This window comes from Pseudomonas sp. AD21, assembly GCF_002878485.1.
In the GTDB taxonomy this organism is placed as follows: Bacteria; Pseudomonadota; Gammaproteobacteria; order Pseudomonadales; family Pseudomonadaceae; genus Aquipseudomonas.
This window is the reverse complement of record NZ_NQYG01000006.1, coordinates 165,745-188,103: the sequence shown is the minus strand read 5'-3', so window position 1 is coordinate 188,103 and position 22,359 is coordinate 165,745. Positions and strand designations below refer to the sequence as shown.

At 61.4% G+C, this 22,359-nt stretch carries 20 protein-coding genes; 4 read left to right on the top strand and 16 right to left on the bottom strand.

What is annotated here, in order from left to right; genetic code table 11:
- Window positions 1-56: 56 nt before the first annotated feature.
- The 7 genes from PseAD21_RS06105 to PseAD21_RS06070 form a co-directional block, all read right to left on the bottom strand.
- Window positions 57-614, bottom strand: a complete 558-nt coding sequence (locus tag PseAD21_RS06105; protein ID WP_102354909.1) for a phosphonate degradation HD-domain oxygenase — start codon at window positions 612-614, stop codon at window positions 57-59.
- Window positions 614-1,747 carry a TIGR03364 family FAD-dependent oxidoreductase gene (locus PseAD21_RS06100; protein WP_102354908.1) on the bottom strand — a complete coding sequence of 378 codons (1,134 nt, stop codon included), beginning with the start codon at window positions 1,745-1,747 and terminating at the stop codon, window positions 614-616. Before PseAD21_RS06100 ends, PseAD21_RS06105 begins: the two co-directional genes overlap by 1 nt.
- 198 nt (window positions 1,748-1,945) lie before the next feature.
- Window positions 1,946-2,971 (bottom strand): putative 2-aminoethylphosphonate ABC transporter substrate-binding protein, encoded by a 1,026-nt coding sequence (locus tag PseAD21_RS06095; RefSeq protein ID WP_102354907.1) that lies wholly within the window; start codon window positions 2,969-2,971, stop codon window positions 1,946-1,948.
- 36 nt (window positions 2,972-3,007) lie between these two features.
- Window positions 3,008-4,732, bottom strand: coding sequence for a putative 2-aminoethylphosphonate ABC transporter permease subunit (locus PseAD21_RS06090; RefSeq protein ID WP_102354906.1), 1,725 nt, complete (start codon window positions 4,730-4,732; stop codon window positions 3,008-3,010).
- A complete protein-coding gene (locus tag PseAD21_RS06085; RefSeq protein WP_102354905.1) occupies window positions 4,732-5,808 on the bottom strand; it encodes a putative 2-aminoethylphosphonate ABC transporter ATP-binding protein in 1,077 nt (358 codons plus the stop codon). The genes PseAD21_RS06090 and PseAD21_RS06085 overlap by 1 nt, the downstream gene beginning before the upstream one ends.
- 221 nt (window positions 5,809-6,029) lie before the next feature.
- A complete protein-coding gene (locus PseAD21_RS06075) occupies window positions 6,030-6,893 on the bottom strand; it encodes a LysR family transcriptional regulator (RefSeq protein WP_102354921.1) in 864 nt (287 codons plus the stop codon).
- Between the two features lie 16 nt (window positions 6,894-6,909).
- A complete protein-coding gene (locus PseAD21_RS06070) occupies window positions 6,910-9,177 on the bottom strand; it encodes a heavy metal translocating P-type ATPase (RefSeq protein ID WP_102354904.1) in 2,268 nt (755 codons plus the stop codon).
- An 84-nt stretch (window positions 9,178-9,261) separates the two neighbouring features.
- On the opposite strand from PseAD21_RS06070, the gene cadR reads away from it, so the two are divergent.
- On the top strand, window positions 9,262-9,711 hold the full coding sequence (gene cadR, locus PseAD21_RS06065) for a Cd(II)/Pb(II)-responsive transcriptional regulator (RefSeq protein WP_102354903.1): 450 nt from the start codon (window positions 9,262-9,264) through the stop codon (window positions 9,709-9,711).
- Between the two features lie 40 nt (window positions 9,712-9,751).
- Here the strand turns inward: cadR and PseAD21_RS06060 are convergent, their stop codons facing one another.
- From PseAD21_RS06060 to PseAD21_RS06040, 4 genes are all read right to left on the bottom strand, one after another.
- Window positions 9,752-10,582 (bottom strand): hypothetical protein, encoded by an 831-nt coding sequence (locus PseAD21_RS06060; protein WP_102354902.1) that lies wholly within the window; start codon window positions 10,580-10,582, stop codon window positions 9,752-9,754.
- 221 nt (window positions 10,583-10,803) lie between these two features.
- Complete coding sequence (locus tag PseAD21_RS06050) at window positions 10,804-11,775, bottom strand: thymidylate synthase (RefSeq protein ID WP_003229191.1); 972 nt, start codon at window positions 11,773-11,775, stop codon at window positions 10,804-10,806.
- 50 nt (window positions 11,776-11,825) lie between these two features.
- Window positions 11,826-12,641, bottom strand: coding sequence for a prolipoprotein diacylglyceryl transferase (gene lgt / locus PseAD21_RS06045; RefSeq protein ID WP_102354901.1), 816 nt, complete (start codon window positions 12,639-12,641; stop codon window positions 11,826-11,828).
- A gap of 77 nt (window positions 12,642-12,718) precedes the next feature.
- Window positions 12,719-13,501 (bottom strand): sulfite exporter TauE/SafE family protein, encoded by a 783-nt coding sequence (locus tag PseAD21_RS06040; protein WP_102354900.1) that lies wholly within the window; start codon window positions 13,499-13,501, stop codon window positions 12,719-12,721.
- 130 nt (window positions 13,502-13,631) lie between these two features.
- On the opposite strand from PseAD21_RS06040, the gene PseAD21_RS06035 reads away from it, so the two are divergent.
- A complete protein-coding gene (locus PseAD21_RS06035) occupies window positions 13,632-14,378 on the top strand; it encodes an NRDE family protein (RefSeq protein WP_102354899.1) in 747 nt (248 codons plus the stop codon).
- A gap of 235 nt (window positions 14,379-14,613) precedes the next feature.
- Here PseAD21_RS06035 and ptsP read toward each other — a convergent pair whose 3' ends face one another.
- Both ptsP and PseAD21_RS06025 read right to left on the bottom strand, forming a co-directional pair.
- Window positions 14,614-16,893: a phosphoenolpyruvate--protein phosphotransferase gene (gene ptsP / locus PseAD21_RS06030; RefSeq protein ID WP_102354898.1), complete on the bottom strand. Its 2,280-nt coding sequence runs from the start codon at window positions 16,891-16,893 to the stop codon at window positions 14,614-14,616.
- Window positions 16,894-16,915: 22 nt separating this feature from the next.
- The gene (locus tag PseAD21_RS06025; protein WP_003229203.1) at window positions 16,916-17,395 is read right to left on the bottom strand and encodes an RNA pyrophosphohydrolase; all 480 of its coding nucleotides are present in this window, start codon (window positions 17,393-17,395) and stop codon (window positions 16,916-16,918) included.
- 143 nt (window positions 17,396-17,538) lie between these two features.
- On the opposite strand from PseAD21_RS06025, the gene PseAD21_RS06020 reads away from it, so the two are divergent.
- The gene (locus PseAD21_RS06020; RefSeq protein ID WP_102354897.1) at window positions 17,539-18,195 is read left to right on the top strand and encodes an HAD family phosphatase; all 657 of its coding nucleotides are present in this window, start codon (window positions 17,539-17,541) and stop codon (window positions 18,193-18,195) included.
- 105 nt (window positions 18,196-18,300) lie between these two features.
- On the opposite strand, the gene PseAD21_RS06015 is transcribed toward PseAD21_RS06020, so the two are convergent.
- Together PseAD21_RS06015 and ilvA are read right to left on the bottom strand one after the other, a co-directional pair.
- Entirely contained in the window at window positions 18,301-18,726 is a 426-nt protein-coding gene (locus PseAD21_RS06015) for a DUF2269 domain-containing protein (protein ID WP_102354896.1), read from the bottom strand.
- Between the two features lie 39 nt (window positions 18,727-18,765).
- The gene (gene ilvA, locus PseAD21_RS06010) at window positions 18,766-20,280 is read right to left on the bottom strand and encodes a threonine ammonia-lyase, biosynthetic (protein WP_102354895.1); all 1,515 of its coding nucleotides are present in this window, start codon (window positions 20,278-20,280) and stop codon (window positions 18,766-18,768) included.
- 310 nt (window positions 20,281-20,590) lie between these two features.
- Here ilvA and rpiA point away from each other — a divergent pair, with 310 nt between their 5' ends.
- A complete protein-coding gene (rpiA, locus tag PseAD21_RS06005; RefSeq protein ID WP_095137581.1) occupies window positions 20,591-21,265 on the top strand; it encodes a ribose-5-phosphate isomerase RpiA in 675 nt (224 codons plus the stop codon).
- Window positions 21,266-21,415: 150 nt separating this feature from the next.
- Here rpiA and PseAD21_RS05995 read toward each other — a convergent pair whose 3' ends face one another.
- Window positions 21,416-22,333, bottom strand: coding sequence for an SdiA-regulated domain-containing protein (locus PseAD21_RS05995; protein WP_102354894.1), 918 nt, complete (start codon window positions 22,331-22,333; stop codon window positions 21,416-21,418).
- Window positions 22,334-22,359 lie beyond the last annotated feature (26 nt).

Below are 22,359 nucleotides of genomic sequence, written 5' to 3'. Positions count from 1 at the left end.
CTCGGTCGAATGTGGAAGCGGGCTTGCTCGCGAATGGCGCGACTCGGTGCCGGGGATTACGCCGCCAGCAGCCGCACCGCTTTCTCCTTCAACACCCGAAGATCCATCACCGGCACCGCCGTCTCCTTGGCCAACTCATCCCACTGGCGCATCCGCAGGCTGACGGCACACAACGGATCCCGCTCAAACGCATCCGCATCAGCCTCGCTCATCACCCCACCCTGATATTCCAGGGTCCGGCGACTCGCTTCACTCAAGCGCTCGAAATACTCCGGCTCGCGCAAGGTCAGATAACGTTTGGCCTGCACGTGGTATTCCACCAGCCGTGCCAGGCGCTCACTGAACCCGGCCTCACGCAAATAATTCGCGCCCAGCCGCTCATGGCTGACTACACCATAACCGCCCATGTTCTCGGCGCCCTCGGCACACAAATGGCCGATGTCATGGAAGAACGCCGCCAGCACGACTTCGTCGTCGAAGCCTTCGGCAATCGCCAGTTCGGCGGCCTGGGACATGTGTTCGATCTGCGACACCGGCTCGCCGATGTAATCGCTGCTGCCGAAGCGCTCGTACAACCCGAACACCCGGGCGACGACTTGTTGGTGATCCGCCATCAGATTTCCTCCAGCAATTGCGCGATGTTGCGCTCGGCCAGCGCCGGGCCGACGCTCATGCCGACGCCGGTGTGCATCAGCGCCACACTCAACCCCGGTGCCGGACGCAGGAACGAAAACGGCCCCGGCCCTCGGGAACCATAGACTCCCTGCCAACGCTCGACCACTTGCACCTTGCAGCCCAGCGTCTGCTCGGCCAATTCCAGCATCCAGTTGTCGACCTGCTCGGCATTGAATGGCGAAGGGTCGCTGCCGTAATGATGCGAGTCGCCGATGATCAGTTCGCCGTACGGTGTCGGGCTGATCAGCAGGTGAATGCCATTGTCATGCAGGTGCGGTTGCTCGCGCAGGATCTGCGCCTGCACCGCTGCCGCTTCCGGTAAATCGGCGAAGGCGCCGTAGTGCACGCAACTCAGGCCGGTGAGCAAGGCATGTTGCAGATTCAGCTCGATCTGCGGTTTGGCGCGGAGCATTTGCAGGCGGCAGATCTGCGGGTCGAGCGCAGCAATCGGCTCGGCCAGCAGGGTCTGATAATCGTGGCCGGAGCAGACGATGATCTGCTTCGCCGTGAAGGTGCCGGCGGTGCTTTGCAGGCGCCCCGGTTCGACGTCGCGCACCAGCGTCGAGAAGTGAAACTCGACGCCGAGGTCGCGGCGCAGATAGTCGATCAGCGCCGGGATCGCTTCGCGCGAATACAACTGTTGATCGTCCATACCGTGCAACGCGGCACGGTGGTGGCTGAACTGACCGTGGTACAGATCGCGCAGGGCAGCACCGCGCATTAGCTCGATGTTGTAACCGTGTTCCACGGCGCGGCCGTTGCAGAAGGCTTCCAGCAGGTGTTCTTCAGCTTCGGTGCGGGCGAACAGGTACGAGCCGTTACGCTTGATTTGCAAACCGGCGAGTTGCGCCCAATCGCCCCAGATTTCGCGGCTGGCTTTGGCCAGTTCCAACATTTGACCGGGTGGTTGGCCGGTGACCAAGGCTTGGCCGAAGTTGCGCACCGAAGCGCCGAGGGGCGTGGCGGTGCGTTCGAAAACGCTGACCTTGAGGCCGCGTTTGGCGGCGGCGTAGGCGTGGGAAAGGCCGAGGATGCCGGCGCCTACAATCAGCAAGTCTTGGTGTTGTGTCATTGAAATGTGCTCTGAAGGAGAGACCGCCTTCGCGAGCAAGCCCGCTCCCACAGGGGATTTGGGTGTTCACAAAATTTGTGTTCACGGGAGATCCAATGTGGGGGCGAGCCTGCCCGCCCCCGGGGAGTTGTGTTGTGAACACGGTCCACTGTGGGAGCGGGCTTGCTCGCGAAGAGATCCTGTCAGTCGATAGAGATCTTACTTGGCGACAACTTTCTCGGACTTGCCGTCATAACGCTTGCGCCATTCGGTCAGGATCTCGTCGCGGTTCTTCGAGGCCCAGGCGAAGTCGTTCTTGATCAGGCGCTGCTCGTAGTCGGCCGGCAGTTCGGTCTGCGGCTTGGCGATGCCCGGCTGTGCAAGAACAGCGAAGTTCTCCTTGTACAAGTCCATCGCCTCGGCGCTGGCGGAGAAGTCGGCCAGTTTTTTCGCTGCGTCTTCATGCGGCGTGCCTTTGATCACGGCAGTCGCTTCGATCTCCCAGCCCAGGCCTTCCTTCGGCAGGATGATGTCCAGCGGCGCACCCTGACGCTTCAGCTGTACCGCCGGGTATTCAAAAGAAATCCCGATCGGGAATTCGCCTGCAGCAGCCAGTTTGCAAGGCTTGGAACCGGAGTGAACGTACTGGCCGATGTTCTGGTGCAGACCGTCCATATAGGCCCAGCCCTGCTTCTCGCCGAAGGTTTGCAGCCAGGCGCTGACGTCGAGGAAACCGGTGCCGGACGACGCCGGGTTGGGCATGACGATCTTGCCCTTGTACTCAGGCTTGGTCAGGTCCTGCCAGCTCACGGGTTTGCTCAAGCCCTGCTTCTCAGCCTCAACAGTGTTGAAGCAAATGGTTGCGGCCCACACGTCCATGCCGACCCAGGCTGGCGGGTTGGCGGCGTCGCGGTAGTTCGCGCCGATCTTGCCCAGATCCTTCGGCGCATAGCTTTGCAGCATGCCTTGCTGGTCGAGGATCGCCAGGCTGGAAGCCGCCAGACCCCACACCGCATCAGCCTGTGGACGAGCCTTCTCGGCCAGCAGTTTGGCGGTGATGATCCCGGTGGAATCGCGCACCCATTTGATCTCGACGTCCGGGTTGGCCTTTTCGAATGCGGCTTTGTAGGCGGTCAGTTGCTCGGCTTCGAGGGCGGTGTACACCGTCAACTCGGTTTTTGCCGCGACGGCATTCAGGCTGAAAGTAGCGAGCACAGCAGCGGCCAGGGCCATAGGCTTGAACATGATCGATTTCCTGTAATGAGTTGAACGGGGTTGGAATCAGTGACCGGGCGCGGTTTGCCGCCAGGCTTGAGAACGGCGCAGCAAGCCGCGCGAAGCCCACGCCAGCAGCAAGGACACGCCTGCCGAGGTGAACAGAATCAGGGTCGACATCGCCGCCGCGCCGCCGACGTTGCCGGCGTCATCCATGTTCAGCACCGCCACCGCCGCAAGGATCGTGTCGGGGCTGTAGAGGAAGATCGCAGCAGAAACAGTGGTCATCGCCGAGACGAACAGGTAGCGCACGATGTCCAGCAGCGCCGGCAGGCAGATCGGCACGGTGACGCGCAAGTAATGCCGGTACAGCGGCGCCTTGAGCGACAGCGCGGCGGCTTCAAACTCGGCATCGAGCTGGCGCAGCGCGGTGGTCGCGGTCATTTGTGCGGTGGTCAGATAGTGCGCAATGGTGCAGACGATCAGCAGCGTCATCGTCCCGTAGAGCACGTGCAGCGGGTTGCCGCTGAGGTTGAAGAAGAAGACGTAACCCAGACCAAGCACCAGCCCCGGCACCGCCATTGGTATGAAACTGAGCATGCGCAACGTCAGGTTGAGGCCGCGCTGGGTGCGGGTTTTCTCCATCAGATAAGCGCCGATGAAGATCAGCACACTGCCGATCAGTCCCGTGCCCAGCGCCATCTTCAGGCTGTTGCTATAGGCCAGCCAGCCACCGCCGGCGGTTTCGTTGAACTGGTAGTGATTGAGCGACAGCGACAGGTTGTACGGCCAGAACTTCACCAGCGACGAGAACACCGCCATGCCGAACACCAGAATCAACGCGGCGCTGATCAGTAAAACAATCGCCAGATAACAACCGTCACGCAGTGTCGACGGTGCCGGCTTGAACACCTGAGCACGACCGCTCATGGAATCGCCGTGACGCCGGCGCAGCCAGGCATCGACGCCGAAGCTGAACAGCGCCGGCAGCAACAGCACCATGCCGATCAACGCGCCGCGACCGAATTGTTGTTGGCCGACCACGGCTTTGTAGGCTTCCAGCGCCAGCACTTGATAGTCACCACCGACCACCACCGGCACGCCGAAATCAGTGATGGTCAGGGTGAACACCAGACAGAACGCGGCGAACACCGCCTGGCGAGTCGCCGGCCAGGTGATGCTGCGAAAAGCCTTGGCGGGGCTGGCACCCATGCTCGACGCGGCGTCGAACAGGCGCGCATCGGCCAGCGACAATGCCGAGAGCAAAATCATCAACGCATGGGGGAAGGTGTAAATCACCTCGCCCAGCACGATCCCCCAGAACCCGTAGATGTTGTCCGACAGCAGCCCGCGCAACATGCCCTGGTTGCCGAACAGATAGACCAGCGCAATCCCCGGCAGCATCGACGGCGCCATCAGCGGCAGCAGGGAAATTCCGCGCCAGATGCCCTTGGCCGGAATCAGTGTGCGTTGCAGCGCGTAGGCAAACAGGTAGGCCAGCGGTACGACGATGGCCGCGACGCTGAGGGAAACTTTCAGGCTGTTGCCGAGCAGCCAGTGGAAATTGTCGCTGGCCACCAACTCCCTGGCGGCGAGCCAGCCACCGCCCTGCCCGGCCTCGCTGCTGAAACCGCGCCAGAAGATCGCCAGCAATGGCAGCAGCACCGCGACACCGAGCAGCAACAGCAGCAGGACTTTGCCGCCGAGGACGAAGATCCGGTCACCGACCTCGGCACCGGACACCTGCTGCGCCTGCTTGTGCGGTAGCGGCAGTGCGATGTTCGCGCTCATCAGGCGAACACCTGCAGGCTGCGCGGTGGCAAGGCGACCATGATCTGCTGCGCGCCAAGACGCGGCATGGCTTCCGGCGCCAGTTCGGCGAGCAGTGAATGGCCCGGCAGTTGATCGAGCTCGAAGCTCATGCGGCAGCGGTTACCGAGGAAGGTGATCTCGCGGACCTTGGCCGGGAACAGGTTTTCTTCGTGCACCAGCGGATTGACGTTGATCGCTTCCGGGCGGCAGAACAAACGACCCGAGGCGCTGTGCACACTACCGTCGGCCAAGCGCAGGTTCATCCCGCCGACCTGCGCATGGCTGTCGCTGCTGCGCTGGAACGGCAACCAGTTACCCTGCCCGACGAACTCGGCCACGAACGGCGTGGCCGGGCGGTTGTAGATTTCCTGCGGGGTGGCGTACTGCTCGACGCGGCCGTTGTTCATCACGGCGATGCGGTCGGCCATCAACATGGCTTCGTCCTGATTGTGCGTGACCATCAGGGTGGTGATGCCGAGGTTGCGCTGCAGTTGGCGCAGCTCGGTGCACAGATGCTCGCGGACGCGGGCGTCCAGCGCCGACATCGGTTCATCGAGCAACAGCAACGACGGCGCGGGTGCCAGGGCGCGAGCCAGCGCGACGCGTTGCTGCTGGCCGCCAGACAACTGGCCCGGATACTTTTTTTCACTGCCGGTGAGGCCGACCAGTTCCAGCATCTGAGCGACGCGACGGCGCACTTCGTCGCGACCACTGCCGGCGAGGCCGTAGGCAATGTTCGCTTCAACCGTCAGATTGGGGAATAGCGCGTAGGACTGGAACAGAATCCCATAGTCGCGGGCCTGCGGGGCGAGATGGGAAACGTCGCGCTCACCCAGATACAACTCGCCGCTGTCCTGCTTTTCCAGCCCTGCGATGCAGCGCAGCAGCGTGGTCTTGCCGCAGCCCGACGGGCCGAGCAGGCACACCAGTTCACCGGCGGCGACATCGAGGGAGACGTTATCCAGCGCGGTGAACGCGCCGAAGCGTTTCTGCACGCCGCGCACTTTCATCGGCGCACCGGGGTTGGTCAGGGCAGTTGCGATGGCAGGATTCATGGACAGACCTCATCAAGCAGATGGGGCCAATCCTAGAGTTGTAATGCGTCCGTCATGTGGCAGTGAGGCAAAAACGGCCGATAGTGGTATTCAGGGATTTTGGTTCACCAGAGATCGTTCCCACGCTCTGCGTGGGAATGCCTCATCGGACGCTCCGCGTTCGGCTGTTGGGACGCAGAGCGTCCCGGGCTGCGTTCCCACGCGGAGCGTGGGAACGATCATTACGCTGGAGACATTTCCTGGGCCAAGCCGAGGAACGCCGCCGGCAACCGCGCCGCCTTCCTCTCCTTGAGGCAGTAAAGGTACTCAGGAATCTGCGGCGCACCCTCGATGGTCAACACGCGCAGTTGCGGATCATGCGGCACTTCCTGCCGCGCAATAATGCTGATACCGATATTGCGCAACACCGCCTCTCGAATCGACTCACGGCTGCCAATTTCCAGCAACGGCCCGAAACTCACCCCAGCAGTCGCGAGCAATTCTTCCGTCAGCCGCCGCGTCGTCGAGCCCGACTCACGCATCAACAACGTATGCCCGGCCAGTGCGCTCAATGCCACATGCTCCTGCGTCGCCAGCGGATGGTTGCGATGCACCGCCAGCACCAGCGGATCAGTCCCCAACACCCGACGAATCAACCGCGCATCCTCAAGCAACTGTGACGACGCCGCGACGTCCACCCGATAATCCTCCAGCGCTTCCAGCACCTGCTGCGAATTGCCGATTTCCACCGACACTTCCACCTGCGGCAGGCGCTCGCGGAAGGTCTTCACCAGATCGAGGATGTAATACGGCGCAGTGGCGGCGATGCGTAACGTGCCCTGCACCTGACCGCTGTTGCGCAGGAAGAACTCGATGTCGGACTCCTGCTGCAACAGCGCCTTGACCATCGGCAGCAACCGCGCGCCTTCGTCACTGACGCTCAGGCGCCGGCCGCCACGGTAGAACAGCTCCACCGAATACTGGCTTTCCAGGTTGCGGATCTGCGTGGTCACGGTGGGTTGGCTGAGGCCGAGTTTCTTCGCTGCCAGCGTGATGCTGCCCAAGCGGGCGACCATGTAAAACGCTTTCAGCTCGGCACTCAGCACAACCATCCCTCATCGTTTATTTACGCAACAGGCGCAAGCCGTTGAACACCACCAACAGGCTCACGCCCATGTCGGCGAACACCGCCATCCACATGGTGGCGAGCCCGGCGAAGGTTACCCCAAGAAAGATAGCCTTGATCACCAGTGCCAACGCGATGTTCTGTTTCAGAATGCTGGCGGTATTGCGCGACAGGCTGATGAACGCCGGGATCTTGCGCAGATCGTCGTCCATCAGGGCGACATCGGCGGTTTCAATCGCGGTGTCGGTACCGGCCGCCGCCATGGCGAAACCGATCTCGGCGCGGGCCAGTGCCGGGGCGTCGTTGATGCCGTCGCCGACCATGCCCACCCGGTGGCCCTGTGCATAAAGCTCTTCGATGGCTTGCAGCTTGTCGGTCGGCAGCAAGTCACCCTTGGCCTGATCGATGCCGACCTGCGCCGCGATCGCCTGCGCGGTGTGCACGTTGTCGCCGGTGAGCATCAGGGTTCTCACGCCCAGGGCGTGCAACTGGCGGATCGCTTCGCGGCTGGTTTCCTTGACCGTGTCGGCCACGGCAAACAGCGCCAGCGGGCCGGAGCTGTCGAGCAGCAGCACCACGGACTTGCCCTGCTTCTCCAGCGCGAACAGTTTTTCTTCCAGTTGCGGTGAGCACAGGCCCAGTTCTTCAACCAGACGGTGGTTGCCCAAGTGATAGGTCTGGCCGTTGACCTGGCCCTTCACACCGCGACCGGCCAGCGCTTCGAAGTTATCCACAGCCAGCGCAGCGAGATTCTTGTCCACAGCTGCATTGGCGATCGCCAGCGACACCGGGTGATCGGAACGTCCGGCCAACGCGGCAGCAATTGCCGGCGCCGTGGCGTCGGCGGTCGGGTCCAGCGACAGGTAATCGGTCTGCACCGGTTTGCCGTGGGTGATGGTCCCGGTCTTGTCCAGCGCCAGATAATCGAGCTTGAAACCGCCCTCCAGGTACACGCCGCCCTTGACCAGAATACCTTTGCGCGCGGCTGCCGCGAGGCCGCTGACGATAGTCACCGGGGTGGAAATCACCAGTGCGCATGGGCACGCGACCACCAGCAGCACCAGCGCGCGGTAGATCCAGTCGAACCACACCGCGCCCATGAACAGCGGCGGGATGATCGCCACGGCCAACGCCAGGACGAATACCACCGGGGTGTAGATTTTCGAGAACTGATCGACGAAGCGTTGGGTCGGTGCGCGCGCGCCTTGAGCCTGCTCGACGGCGTGGATGATCCGCGCCAGGGTCGAGTTATTCGCCGCGGCAGTGACCGCGTATTCTAGCGAACCGGCCTGGTTGATCGTACCGGCGAAGACTTTGTCGCCGACGGTTTTTTCCACCGGCAGGCTTTCGCCGGTGATCGGTGCCTGATCGATGGTCGAGCTGCCGCTGACGACTTCACCGTCCAGCGCGATACGCTCGCCGGGTTTTACTCGCACGCGGGCGCCGAGTTCGACGCTTTTAACCTCTTGTTCGATCCAGTTGCCGTCGGCTTGCTGCACCGTGGCCTGTTCCGGGGTCATCTGCATCAGACCGCTGATGGCGTTGCGGGCGCGATCCAGCGAGCGCGCTTCAATCAGTTCGGCCACGGTGAACAGGAACATCACCATTGCCGCTTCCGGCCACTGCCCGATCAGCACCGCCCCCGTCACCGCGATGCTCATCAGCGCGTTGATGTTGAGGTTGCGGTTCTTCAGGGCGATCCAGCCCTTTTTGTACGTCGTCAGGCCACCGCTGAGGATCGATACCAGCGCAATGATCGCCACCACCCAGGTCGGCGCGGCATTGGTGAAGTGGATAACTTCAGCCGCCAGCGCACCGACGCCGGACAGCGCCAGCGGCCACCAGTGTTTTTTCACCGGCGCAGGGGCCGGGGCTTCGACGCCCGCCTCCAGCGGCTCGGCGTGCATGCCGAGGGATTTGATCGCCTCAGTGATTGGCTCGGTACCCGGCAGGTTATGCGTCACGCCGAGCACGCGGTTGATCAGGTTGAATTCCAGTTGCTGTACACCGGCCAGCTTGCCGAGTTTATTCTGGATCAGCGTCTGCTCGGTCGGGCAGTCCATCGCTTCGATGCGGAAACTGCTCAACCGGGCGTCGGCGCTTTTCGTCTCGCTCAGTTGAATCAGCGACGGTGCAGCGGCTTTTGATGAACAGCAGGCATCGCCGCCGTGGTCATGTTTATGCACAGGCTGCAATTTATGACTGTGATCGTGCCCGTCGCCCGGCTTGTGGGAGTGGGGGTGGGTGTGCTGGGAATCGCTCATTGGTCGCGTCCATGAAGGTGCCTGTTGCCAAGTAAAGACCCTGTAGCCACTATAGGGTCAAGCACCCTTTTGGAGATTGCCGTCATGAAGATCGGAGAACTGGCCAAACTCACCGACTGCGCCGTGGAAACCATCCGCTATTACGAGCGCGAAAACCTGCTGCCGGAACCGGCCCGCAGCGACGGCAACTACCGCGTCTACACCCAGGCGCACGCCGAGCGCCTGACCTTCATCCGCAACTGCCGTACCCTCGACATGACCCTCGAGGAAATCCGCAGCCTGCTCGCGCTGCGCGACAGCCCGCAGGATCAATGCGAGAGCGTCAACGCGCTGATCGACGAGCACATCCAGCATGTGAAGGCGCGGATTGATGGATTGCTGGCCTTGCAGACACAACTGCTCGACCTGCGCCAACGTTGTGGCGAAGGGCCGATGGCTGATCAATGCGGGATCTTGCAGCGGCTGGAGGTGAGTGGCGGGGGTGTGGCGACAGAGGTCGAACACTCCCATGTAGGTCGTAGCCACGGCCACTAAGCCTCACGCAAGCCCGCTCCCACAGGGGTTGATGCGATGTTCAGATCACTTCGAAACTCACCTCGGTGGCTGCCCCTGTGCCCCAGAAAAAATTGGGACTCAGGCGAGCGCCCAAATAAATGAAGTATTTAACCGTGACGCTTTGGCCAACATGCGGCAGATAAACTTCAGGGGCGATATGAAACTCTATGGTCTGCTTTGGATTGACAGCCAATCTGCGCTGACGCTCGACCCAATGATCCGGCGATTGCGTCCAGAGAATTTCAATGCCGTAACAGGCGCGCAGGTTCTCAATCGGCGCCAGTCTTACGGTAATGCCATCAGGAAACGCAGCAGCTTCCAGCATTCCATTGACCACGCCTTCCACCTTAAGCACGGGCTTGCGGCCCAGTTCTGAAGCGACGAAGACTTTCCGCGCTGGGGAAGGGTTTGCACCACCGGCTTGCGGAAGATGAAAGAAGGTTACCTCGACGTCAAGACCTTGCAAACGCTTGAGCTCGCTGTCCGGGATGGCAATCGGGATCCAGTAATCTTTACCCTTCACCACAACATCTGCTGACTGGAACGACGGAGAACCGTCCAATGGCAGACACTCCAGGCGGAGCTTGTCGCCGACGGTGATTTGCGGCGAGGAAGGATCCAGCAGGGCGTACGTCGAATTGATAAACGGCGAGCCCGGGCCAATAATTTCCAGAGGAATGACAGCGCCTTCCGGCTCGGTTGTGCCGAACTCGAAATAGCGGTTTTCCTTTGAATAGAAGTAGGCGATCAGCGGCGCCTGTAATTCGGTTGCTGTCGCTGTCAGTGCCGTCTCGGTCGAGAAACCAGAGCCCGTATTGCCGTCATCGAAAAATCCACCTTTGCCTGACATGACCGTTACCTCGCTTTGGAGGCCTTCAGCTAATCACGGGATGCGGCACGCGGCTACTGTCAGAAATGACAGTGGAAGGAGAAACGAGACCTGAATATTCCACAAAACCAAATGTGGGAGCGCACTTGCTCGCGAAGGCGGTGTGTCAGTCGAGATCATCATTGACTGGTACACCGCCTTCGCGAGCAAGCCCGCTCCCACAGGGGTACAGAGTGAAGCTTTCAGACCGCCATCGGCGCGGTCATCGGCGCATGGTGCTCGTAGCCTTCCAGCGAGAAATCGCTCGGCTCCACCAACTCCAGCCATTCCGGCTGATATACGCCAGTCTTGGCAAATTCCGGTACGCGATCGGAGATTTTCAGTTTCGGCATGGCGAACGGTTCGCGCTTGAGCTGTTCGTTGAGCATGTCCAGGTGGTTCTCGTAGACGTGCGCATCACCGATGAAATAGGTGAACCAGCGCGGCGTGTAGCCGGTCAGGCGACCGATCAGGCTCAGCAGCGCGGCGCCTTCGGTGAGGTTGAACGGCGTGCCCAGGCCCAGATCATTCGAACGGATGTACAGGGTCAGAGAAATCTCTTTGGTCTCGACATTCGGGTGGAACTGGTACAGCAGATGGCACGGCGGCAGGGCCATTTCATCGAGCTGGGCGCAGTTCCAGCCGTGGAACAGAATACGGCGGCTGCCCGGATCCTTGATGATCGTGTCGACGCACTGGCGCACCTGGTCGATGGCTTTGTACAGCACCACGTAGGCCTGGCCGTCTTCTTCGCCCTGGGCGATCTGCTTGTAGCCGTTGCTCAGGGTTTGTTCGATGGCGGCGGTGTTGCTCAGCGGGATCTGCTTGTACGCCGGCCACTTGCGCCATTGCACGCCGTAGATTTCGCCGAGGTCGTCTTCGCCCTGACGGAACGGGTTGGCCAGCCACTGGGCGTTTTCGTTGGCGTTCTGGTCCCAGACCTTGCAGCCCAGCGCACGGAATTCAGCGGCGTTGTTCACACCACGCAGAAAGCCGCACATCTCGCCGATAGCCGATTTGAAGGCCATTTTGCGGGTGGTGATCGCCGGGAAACCTTCCTGCAGATCGAAACGCAGCATTGCACCCGGGAAACTGATGGTGTTGATGCCGGTACGGTTGGCCTGTTTGGTGCCGTTCTGGATGACGTGCGAGACCAGTTCGAGATATTGCTTCATGAGTTACCTGTGTCCTTTGAGCCCCGGCGTCGCGCGCCGGGGTTCGTAGTTTAAGCGGTCGGCGCAACCGGCGCTGCCGGCGCACGACGATAGGCCAGCCAGATCAGGAACAATCCACCGACGATCATCGGCACGCACAGAATCTGGCCCATGGTCAGCCAGTTCCAGGCCAGATAGCCCAGTTGCGCGTCCGGTACGCGGACGAACTCGACGATGAAACGGAAGATGCCGTAGAACAGCGCGAACATGCCCGAAACCGCCATGGTCGGACGCGGCTTGCGCGAGAACAACCACAGGATCAGGAACAGCGCCACGCCTTCGAGCGCAAACTGATACAGCTGCGACGGGTGACGCGGCAACTGCGCCGGATCGCTGAATGGCGGGAAGATCATCGCCCACGGCACGTCGGTCGGCTTGCCCCAGAGCTCGGCGTTGATGAAGTTGCCGATACGCCCGGCACCCAGACCGATCGGCACCATCGGTGCGACGAAGTCCATCAACTGGAAGAACGTCTTGCCGTTACGCTTGCCGAACCACACCGCCGCGAGCATCACGCCGATGAACCCGCCGTGGAACGACATGCCGCCCTTCCACACCTCGAAAATCAGCGTCGGGTTGGCGATGTAGGCGCTCAGGTCATAGAACAGCACGTAACCCAGACGTCCACCGACAATCACCCCCATCGACAGCCAGAACACCAGATCGGAGAGTTTCTCCTTGGTCCAGGTCGGATCGAAACGGTTGAGCCGGCTCGACGCCAGCAGCCATGCGCCGCCGATGCCGACGAGGTACATCAGGCCGTACCAGTGGATTTTCAGCGGACCGATGGCCAGGGCCACCGGGTCGATCTGCGGGTAAGGCAGCATTGCGACTCCTCGTTAGAGTTGAAACCAAAATTCCCGGGCGACGCTGCCACCTCAGGATTAAGCCAGGATTGCGACGGTTAAAGCAGGAAACTCACACCCACGCTGAACAGCAAAGCGGCGAACAGCCGTTTCAGCAAGCGCGGCGACAACCGATGCGCCAGACGCGCGCCGATGCGGGCGAAGACCATGCTGGTCAGGGCGATGCCCAGCAGCGCCGGCAAATACACAAAACCGAGACTATGCGGTGGCAACAACGGATCGTGCCACCCCAGAATCATGAAACTTAATGCACTGACCAAGGCGATTGGCAGGCCGCAGGCCGACGACGTCGCCACCGCTTGCTGCATCGGCACGCTGCGCCAGGTCAGGAACGGCACGGTCAAAGAGCCGCCACCGACGCCAAAAATCGCGGAAGCCCAACCGATGATGCTGCCGGCCACGGTCAGACCGAATTTGCCCGGCACCGTTCGGCTGGCCTTGGGTTTGATGTCCAGCGCCAGTTGCACCGAGATGATCAAGGCGAACACGCCGATGATCTTTTGCAGGTGCGGCCCGGAAATCGCCTCGGCAGTCAGGGCACCGAAACCGGCGCCCAGCAAAATGCCGACGGCCATCCACATGAAGATCGGCCAGCGCACCGCGCCACGACGGTGATGCTCACGCACGGCGTTGACCGAGGTAAAGATGATCGTCGCCAGTGACGTCCCGACCGCCAGATGGGTGAGGATCGACTGATCAAAGCCCTGCAGGGTGAAACTGAACACCAGCACCGGCACGATGATGATCCCGCCGCCGACGCCAAACAGCCCGGCCAGCACGCCCGCACAGGCGCCCAACGCCAGATAGAGCAGAAATTCCATGACCGTCTCCCAGACGCATCCCCAAAACCGGAGCGGCATGGTAACGGATGCATGCCCTTTGGCTCCACTTACGATGGATGCACGGACGACGACTGCGTAGAGTGAGCAAAAAACACACAAGGACCACCTTATGTGCCTGATTGTTTTCGCCTGGCGCCCGGGCCATGCCCAGCCGCTGATCGTCGCGGCCAACCGTGACGAGTTTTACGCCCGGCCGAGCCTGCCCTTGGCGCAATGGCCGGAGGCGCCGCATGTGCACGCGGGGCGTGATCTTGAAGCCGGTGGCACCTGGCTGGGGATCGGGGCCAACGGGCGCTTTGCCGCGCTGACCAATATTCGCGATCCGCAGCAGCCGCCAGCGCGCAAGTCGCGGGGCGAGTTGGTGGCGCGGTTTCTCACGGGCGATGCGTCGATTGATGATTATTTGAGCGATGTGGTCGGGCGTGCGGCGGAATATGCCGGGTTTAATCTGCTGCTCGGCAATAGTCATGAGCTGTGGCACTTCAATGCGCGGATGTCGGAGCCGGTGATGCTGGAATCGGGCGTCTACGGGTTATCGAATGCCGGGCTGGATACGCCGTGGCCGAAGTTGCTCAAGGCCAAGGCTGGGTTGAGTGCGGTGCTGGAGGATCCTCAGCCTGAGCAGCTGTTGGCATTGTTGAGTGATACGCAGACGGCCCCATCTGCCGAATTGCCAGATACCGGGGTGGGCATGGCGACGGAGTCATTGTTGTCGAGTGTGTTTATTGCCAGTCAGAGTTACGGGACGCGGGCGAGTACGGCGTTGATCGTTCAGGCGGATGGGACTCGGCGGATGGTGGAGCGGAGTTTCGGGCCATATGGCGGGCATCTTGGGGAAGTTGAGCTTTGCGTCTAAGAGCAAACCCTCACCCCAGCCCTCTCCCGGAGGGAGAGGGAGCCGACCGAGGTGTCTTGAGCCGTACATCGACCTGAAAGACCGAGTCGACTATGGATTCAACACAGCACCTTCAAATCGGTGTGAATCGATTATGGATTCAGCAAAGCATTTTCAGGTCGGCGTACCTCTGCAGCATCCCCCAATCAGTCCCCTCTCCCTTTGGGAGAGGGTTAGGGTGAGGGGCTTTTGATCTTCAGAGGGCCTTGACCACCGCCGGCGGATGCATCTTCGACAACCCAAGGTTCTTCAGCGCCAATTGCAGCGAGCTGTGGATCACTTGCGGGTTGTCGATGGTCATCAGCTCAGCCAGCAGATCCTTGGCCTTGCTCAGGTTGATCTGGCGCAGCATCCACTTGACCTTCGGCAGGTTGGTGGCGTTCATCGACAGGCTGTCGAAGCCCATCGCCATCAACAGCACCGCCGCTGCCGGATCACCGGCCATTTCACCGCAGATGCTCACCGGTTTGCCTTCGGCATGCGCATCGCGCACCACCGTTTGCAGAGCTTGCAGCACCGCCGGGTGCAGGTAGTCGTAGAGATCGGCCACCCGCGGGTTGTTGCGGTCCACCGCCAGCAGGTATTGGGTCAGGTCGTTGGAGCCGACCGAGAGGAAGTCCACCTGCCGCGCCAGCTCCTTGGTCTGGTACACCGCTGCCGGAATCTCGATCATCACCCCGATAGGCGGCATCGGCACGTCGGTGCCTTCATCGCGCACTTCGCCCCATGCACGGTGGATCAGGTGCAAGGCTTCTTCGAGTTCGTGGGTGCCGGAAATCATCGGCAGCAGAATCCGCAGGTTGTTCAGGCCTTCGCTGGCCTTGAGCATGGCGCGGGTCTGCACCAGGAAGATTTCCGGGTGGTCGAGGGTCACGCGGATCCCGCGCCAGCCGAGGAACGGGTTGTCTTCCTTGATCGGGAAGTACGACAGCGACTTGTCACCGCCGATGTCCAGGCTGCGCATGGTCACCGGTTGCGGGTGAAATGCAGCGAGCTGCTCGCGGTAGATCGCCAGTTGTTCCTTTTCGCTCGGGAAGCGCTGGTTGATCATGAACGGTACTTCGGTGCGGTACAGGCCGACACCTTCGGCGCCGCGCTTCTGTGCCCGCGCCACATCGGCCAGCAGGCCGGTGTTGACCCACAGCGGCATGCGGTGGCCATCGAGGGTCACGCACGGCAGGTCACGCAGGGTATCGAGGCCCAGCGCCAGTTGTTTCTCTTCTTCGACCACCTCGGCGAACTGCTTGCGCAGTACGTCGCTGGGGTTGGTGTAGACCTCGCCGCGGGTGCCATCGACGATCACCTCGATGCCGTCGACCTTGGCATACGGCAGGTCGACCAGGCCCATCACCGTCGGAATACCCATGGCCCGGGCCAGGATCGCGACGTGAGAGTTACCGGAACCGAGTACCGAAACCAGACCGACCAGCGTGCCTTCCGGCACCTCGCCGAGCATCGCCGGCGTCAGCTCTTCGCTGACCAGAATGGTTTTTTCCGGATAGACCAGGTTCTGCTGGCGCTCTTCCTGCAAGTACGCAAGCAGGCGGCGACCGAGGTCTTTGACGTCCGAGGCACGCTCGCGCAGGTAGGCGTCGTCCATCAGCTCGAAACGGTTGACGTGTTCGGTGACCACCTGACGCAGCGCGCCCTGAGCCCACTGGCCGGTCTTGATCACGGTGGTGATTTCGCTGCCCAGCGAGGCATCGTCGAGCATCATCAGGTAGACGTCGAACAGCGCGCGCTCTTCCGGGCGCAACTGGGTCGCCAGTTTGGCCGACAACGCACGCATGTCGGCGCGCACGCCTTCGATGGCGGTCTTGAACAACGCCAGTTCGGCGTCGATGTCGGTGATGTGCTTGTCTGGCACCACGTCCAGGTCCGCCGGCGGCAACATGACCACCGCCGTACCGACGGCCGCCCCGGGCGAACCCGGCACGCCGACGAACTTGGCTTCCTGAATGCCCTTGCCCTGACGACCCAGACCACGGATCGAACCGGTGGCCTCGGCGTGAGCAATTACACCGGCGAGCTGCGCGCTCATGGTCACGAGGAAGGCTTCTTCACCTTCGTCGAACTGGCGGCGTTCTTTCTGCTGGATGACCAACACGCCGACGACGCGACGGTGGTGAATGATCGGTGCCCCGAGGAAAGAGGCGTAGCGCTCCTCGCCGGTCTCGGCGAAGTAGCGGTAGCGCGGGTGATCCGCGGCGTTTTCGAGGTTCAGGGGTTCTTCACGCGTGCCGACCAGACCCACCAGACCTTCGTTGGGTGCCATGCTGACCTTGCCGATCGAGCGCTTGTTCAAGCCCTCGGTGGCCATCAGGACGAAGCGGTTGGTCTCGGGATCAAGCAGGTAGACCGAGCAGACCTGGCTGCCCATGGCCTCTTTGACGCGCAACACAATAATCCCCAACGCCGCCTTGAGATCCTTGGCGGAGTTAACTTCCTGGACGATCTTGCGCAGCGTATTGAGCATGGCTCGGGGTCGAACTCCGTCGTCAGTCGCGCGCTAAAAGGCGCGGGGCAAGCTCTTTGAGGGCGCGGCGATACACCTCGCGCTTGAATGTCACCACCTGGCCCAACGGATACCAATAGCTGACCCAGCGCCAGCCATCGAACTCCGGTTTACCGGTCAAATCCATCCGCACCCGCTGCTCGTTGGAGATCAGGCGCAGGAGAAACCATTTCTGTTTCTGGCCGATGCACAGCGGTTGGCTGTGGGTACGCACCAGACGTTGCGGCAAACGATAGCGCAACCAGCCCCGAGTACAGGCCAGTATTTCAACATCTTCACGTTCCAGGCCAACTTCTTCGTTCAGCTCGCGGTACAAGGCGTCTTCCGGCGTCTCCTCGGGGTTGATTCCCCCTTGCGGAAACTGCCAGGCATCTTGATTGATACGGCGAGCCCACAGCACCTGGCCGGCGTCATTCGTCAGAATGATCCCGACATTGGGGCGGAAACCATCGGGGTCGATCACGGCAACAACCTCGCAAACGCATGTCGCCGCATTGTTCCACAAAGCTTGATAAGGCGGCAACGAAGGTTCCTACCTTATGTGCACTCTTGTGAAAAGACCGTATTCTTGTCGCCTTTTTACTGACTTTTCAGCGGGTAACTGCAATGCGCCTGGCTCTATTCGATTTGGACAACACCCTTCTGGGCGGCGACAGCGATCACGCCTGGGGCGACTATCTGTGCGAACGCGGCTTCCTCGACCCGATCGCGTACAAGGCACGCAACGACGAGTTCTATCAGGATTACCTGGCCGGCAAACTGGATAACGCCGCGTACCTGAACTTCTGCCTGGAAATCCTCGGCCGCACCGAAATGGCCGTGCTCGATCAATGGCACAACGATTACATGCGCGACTGCATCGAACCGATCATGCTGCCCAAGGCGCTGGAGCTGCTGAAAAAGCACCGCGACGCTGGCGACAAACTGGTGATCATCACCGCCACCAACCGCTTCGTCACCGCACCGATTGCCGTGCGCCTGGGCGTTGAAACCCTGATCGCCACCGAATGCGAAATGATCGACGGCCGCTACAGCGGACGCAGCACCGACATTCCGTGCTTTCGCGAAGGCAAGGTGACGCGCCTGAATCGCTGGCTGGCAGAGAGCGGGCATTCGCTGGATGACAGCTATTTCTACAGTGATTCGATGAATGATTTGCCGCTGCTGGAGCAGGTGGCGAACCCGGTGGCGGTTGATCCGGACCCGAATCTGCGGGCTGAAGCCGAGAAACGTGGCTGGCCGGTGATTTCGTTGCGCGGCTGATGACGCCTTCGCGAGCAGGCTCTCTCCCAAATTGGATCTGTGTCGTTCACAAATCCCCTGTGCGAGCGAGCCCGCTCGCGAATGGGGCCAACCCGGTCTCAAGCCTTAAACAGGCTTGGCGCCCATCAACCCGGCAATCGCCACAAAGCAGACAAAGCTGAACAAGGCCAAGGCAAAACTGAACTTGCCGACGCCACCCGGCGCCTTGCGCAGGCGATTCAAACGCACCAGCAACCAGAACCATGCCAGCGCCGCCACGGTGTACAGCACGCTGGAGGCCAGCAGCCAGGTCTGCCCCAGTGGCCAGCCGACCAGATGCACCATGCCCCAGCCGGAGAACGGCATGCTCAACAGCGCCAGCCCCATCAACAGCCAGATGAACACCCGAGGCCGTTGCAAGGTGCGGCTGCCGGCCGTTGCGTCACCTTTGCGCCGTGTCAGTAAAACCCAGATTCCCAGACCCAGCGCACTGGCCAGCAACACCACCGTCGCCACCATGTGCGCCGTTTTCAGGGCGGTTAACGTTTCCATTGTTCGATTTCCTTATGGCCTGCCCATCAGCGTAGCCGCTCAGCCAAGAAACAGCTTATAGGCCGGGTTATCACTTTCATCCCAGTACGGGTAACCGATTTCCGCCAGCGCCGCCGGCACCAGATGACGCTCGTCATGAGGCACTTGCAGGCCCGCGACGACACGGCCGTCCGCCGCACCATGGTTGCGGTAATGGAACATCGAGATGTTCCAGCGTCCGCCGAGCTTGTTGAGGAAGTTGAACAGCGCACCCGGACGCTCCGGAAATTCGAAGCGCAGCACCACTTCATCGACCACTTGCGCCGCGCGCCCGCCGACCATGTGGCGGATGTGCAGCTTGGCCAGTTCATTGTCGGTCAAGTCGATGACCGGGAACCCTTGCTCGGTCAGGCTTGCCAGTAGCGCGCTGCGCGGATCGTTTTCCGGGTGGGTCTGCACGCCAACGAAGATGTGCGCTTCGCTGCCGGTGTTGTAGCGGTAGTTGAATTCGGTGATCTGGCGCTTGCCGATCGCTTCGCAGAAGGCCTTGAAGCTGCCGGCCTGCTCGGGGATGGTCACGGCGATGATCGCTTCACGGCCCTCGCCCAGCTCGGCGCGCTCGGCGACGTGGCGCAAGCGGTCGAAGTTGACGTTGGCCCCGGAGTCGATGGCAACGAAGGTCTGGCCGCTGACACCGCGCAACTCGACGTACTTCTTGATCCCGGCCACGCCCAAGGCACCGGCAGGTTCGGTGATCGAGCGGGTATCGTCGTAGATATCCTTGATTGCCGCACAGATCTCGTCAGTGCTGACGGTGATCACTTCATCAACGTAGTCTTTGCAGATGTCGAAGGTGTGCTGGCCGATCTGCGCCACCGCCACGCCATCGGCGAAAATGCCCACGGTCGGCAGCACCACGCGCTCACCGGCAGCCATGGCCGCTTGCAGGCAGTTGGAGTCGTCCGGCTCGACGCCGATGACTTTGATGTCCGGGCGCAGGTATTTCACGTACGCCGCGATGCCGGCAATCAGACCGCCGCCACCGACCGGCACGAAGATCGCGTCCAGCGGTTGCGGGTGCTGACGCAGAATTTCCATCGCCACGGTGCCCTGCCCGGCAATGGTGTGCGGATCATCGTACGGGTGGATGTAAACGTAGCCCTTTTCATCGACCAGTTTCAGCGAGTAGGCCAGCGCTTCCGGGAACGAATCACCGTGCAGCACCACTTTGCCGCCGCGCGAACGCACACCTTCGACCTTGATTTCCGGGGTGGTCTTGGGCATCACGATGGTCGCTTTCACGCCCAGTACTTTCGCCGCCAGCGCCAGACCCTGCGCATGGTTGCCCGCCGACGCGGTAACCACGCCACGGGCGCGCTCTTCATCGCTCAGTTGCGTCAGCTTGTTGTAGGCGCCGCGAATCTTGAACGAGAACACCGGCTGCAAGTCTTCACGCTTGAGCCAGATGTCATTGCCCAGCCGCTCGGAGAGCTGGCGAGCGTTCTGCAGCGGGGTTTCTACGGCAACGTCATAAACGCGCGAGGTGAGGATCTTTTTGACGTACTGTTCGAGCATCGGAAAGCATCACTGGCGATTGGGCGGGACCAAGGAGTCTAACCCGGCCTTTGCCTGGGCGACCACACTAAACAGGTGGTTTTAACCAGTGAGAACCCATTGTGGCGAGGGGATTTATCCCCGATGGAGTGCGAAGCACTCCCCCAGCAGTCATCAAGTGATACCGCACCCTCAGGTTTTACGACGACTGCGTCGCTGGTCGGAGCGGTGCGACGTTTCGTTAAATCCCCTCACCACAGGAGGTTTTCGCCGGGCATGGGGATATAATACCGGCCTTTCCGTTCTTACCTTGCCCGCTTCCGGAGCCCGCATGACCCAGGATCAACTCAAACAGGCAGTGGCTCAGGCCGCCGTCGACTTCATCCTTCCAAAACTCGACGACAAGAGCATCGTCGGGGTCGGCACCGGCTCCACCGCCAACTGTTTCATTGATGCGCTGGCCCAGCACAAGGGCGCGTTCGATGGCGCGGTCGCCAGCTCCGAAGCCACTGCCGCGCGCCTCAAGGGCCACGGCATTCCGGTGTATGAACTGAACACCGTCAGCGACCTGGAGTTCTACGTCGACGGCGCCGATGAGAGCGACGCGCACCTGAACCTGATCAAGGGCGGCGGCGCAGCCCTGACCCGCGAGAAGATCGTCGCGGCCGTGGCCAAGACCTTCATCTGCATCGCCGACGCCAGCAAACTGGTACCGGTGCTGGGCGAATTCCCGCTGCCGGTCGAAGTGATCCCGATGGCCCGCAGCCACGTCGCCCGTCAACTGGTGAAACTGGGCGGCGACCCGGTGTACCGCGAAGGCGTGCTGACTGACAACGGCAACATCATCCTCGACGTGTACAACCTGCAGATCACCAACCCGGTGGAGCTGGAAGCGCAGATCAATGCGATCGTCGGCGTGGTCACCAACGGCCTGTTCGCGGCGCGTCCGGCGGATCTGTTGCTGCTGGGCACCAGCGAAGGCGTGAAAACCCTGAAGGCTGAGTAAGCCTGGCTGTCCACAGCTTGTGGGCAGATGCATTACCCCTGTGGGAGCGGGCTTGCTCGCGAAAGCGGTGGTTCAGTCAATGCAGATGTCGACTGATCCACCGCTTTCGCTAGCAAGCCCGCTCCCACATTTGGTTTTTTGCGGTGTCAGTCAGTTTTGCGCTGGTTTCTTGAAGACGTAAAACAGGTTCGGCTCGCTCACCAGATACAACGTCCCGTCATCATCCATCGCAATGCCTTCGGCCTGCGGCACCCTCTTCTGCAAGCCCTGCCGACCCTTGTTCAGCGACAAGGTGCTCAATGGGCGCCCGTCCACATCCAGCTCCAGAATCAGCCCCGACTCGTCGGACAGCGCCAGCAAATGGCCGCTGCGCTCGTCGTATTGCAGGCTCGACAGATCGCGCACGAACATCCCGGCATCGCGCTTGGGGTTGTTGATCACGTGCACGGCGTAGGACTTTTCCGGATTGAAGTGCGGAAATCCGTGCACTTCATAAATCAGCATCGGATCACGCTCCTTGGCCACGAACAGGCGCTTGCCCACCGAGTCATACGCCAGACCTTCGAAGCCCTTGTTGCCGCTCATGTGTACGCCAAGGGTCATCTGTTCGGCGTCCGCCGCATCGAGGAACGTGGTGTCCTTTTGCAGATGGACCTTGATCAGCCGTTGCTGGCGCTCGTCGGTGATCACGTAGGTGTCGGCGCTGATGAACTCCATCGCTTCCGGATCACCGAAGCCGATCAGTGCGATACGCCGCAGGATCTTGCCTTCGAGTGATAACTCGACCAGCTCGGCATTTTTGTTGGTCACGGTGAACAGGCTGTTGCGCACCGGATCGTAGGTCAGCGCCGACACATCATCGTTCAGCCCGTCGATGACCCTGGCTTCGACCTCGACCCGGTATTGATCCAGGCCAATGGCCTCGCTGCTCAATGGCTGCCACAGGGTGTGCAGGTTGAACCAGGCGCGCTCGAACAGGCGCAGGTATTGGCCGAGCGCGATCAATGCGATCAGAGCCATCACCGACAGGATGACAAACAGGGGCTTGGGGCGGGCAAGTCGACGCATTCGGGCAGGCTCGGGATCAAAACAGG